Here is a 1,070-nt window from a genome sequence, read left to right as displayed (position 1 = left end):
ATCCTGATCGGCCGGCCGCACGTCATCGAGGTGCGCCTGAAGCGCTACGGCTTGCGCATCAAGCCCGGTGTGGATTTCGGCCTGATCAACCCGGAAGACGATCCGCGCTACCGCCATTATGTCGACCTTCTGATCGAACTCGCCGGCCGGCGCGGCGTCACGACGGAAGCCGCGCGCACCATGGTGCGCACCGACAACACGGTGATCGCAGCACTTGCGCTGAAACGCGGCGATGCCGATGCAATGGTTTGCGGCCTCGAAGGGCGCTTCGAGCGGCATCTGCGCAACGTCACCTTGATCATCGGCCCGCGCACCGGCGTCAAGGATCGCGACCTGTCGACGCTCTCGATGCTGATCTCGCAGCGCGGCATCATCTTCCTGACCGACACGCATGTCTCCGTCGACCCGACGGCGGAAGAAATCGCTGAGATGACGGTGCTGGCGGCGGAAGAAATCCAGCGCTTCGGCATCGAGCCGAAGGCAGCGCTGCTCTCGCATTCGGATTTCGGCTCGCGCGATTCGCCCAGTGCCCTGAAGATGCGGCAAGCGGCGGCGATCCTGGCGCGCATTGCCCCAGAGCTGGAATGCGATGGCGAGATGCACGCCGATTCCGCTCTGTCGGAGCATCTGCGCCAGCGCGTATATCCGCATTCACGGCTGAAGGGCGAAGCCAATTTGCTGGTGTTCCCCAATCTCGATTCGGCCAACATCACGCTGACGGCGCTCAGGACCATGATGGATGCGCTACACGTCGGGCCGATCCTGCTCGGCACGGACATGCCGGCGCATATATTGACGCCGTCGGTCACCTCGCGCGGCGTCGTCAACATGACGGCGCTTGCCGTCGTGGAAGCCGCCCACAAGGCACAGGCGGTCGTCAATCTGGGCTGAACACGGATTTCGCGGTAAACTGCAGTTAACCGCGAACACGGTAGCATTGCGGGCTAACAGTCGGATTTGGCAGGCGGAGTTTGGGCGGATGGCAAGCGGAGGGTGGAAGCAGGCGCATGCTGCCATGCTGCTTGGCCTCCTGTTGTCCGCAACCTGGGGGGTAGCCGAGCCACAGGCTG

At 63.6% G+C, this 1,070-nt stretch carries 1 protein-coding gene; it reads left to right on the top strand.

From position 1 onward, the window contains the following. The coding region (locus tag EN906_RS35055; protein WP_281060480.1) for a phosphate acyltransferase at window positions 1-891 on the top strand (891 nt) is incomplete at its 5' end. Window positions 892-1,070 lie beyond the last annotated feature (179 nt).

The organism is Mesorhizobium sp. M7A.F.Ca.CA.004.06.1.1 (genome assembly GCF_003999135.1).
GTDB lineage: Bacteria > Pseudomonadota > Alphaproteobacteria > Rhizobiales > Rhizobiaceae > Mesorhizobium.
Note: the sequence above shows the minus strand (reverse complement) of the source record. Positions and strands in the feature narration are given on the sequence as shown.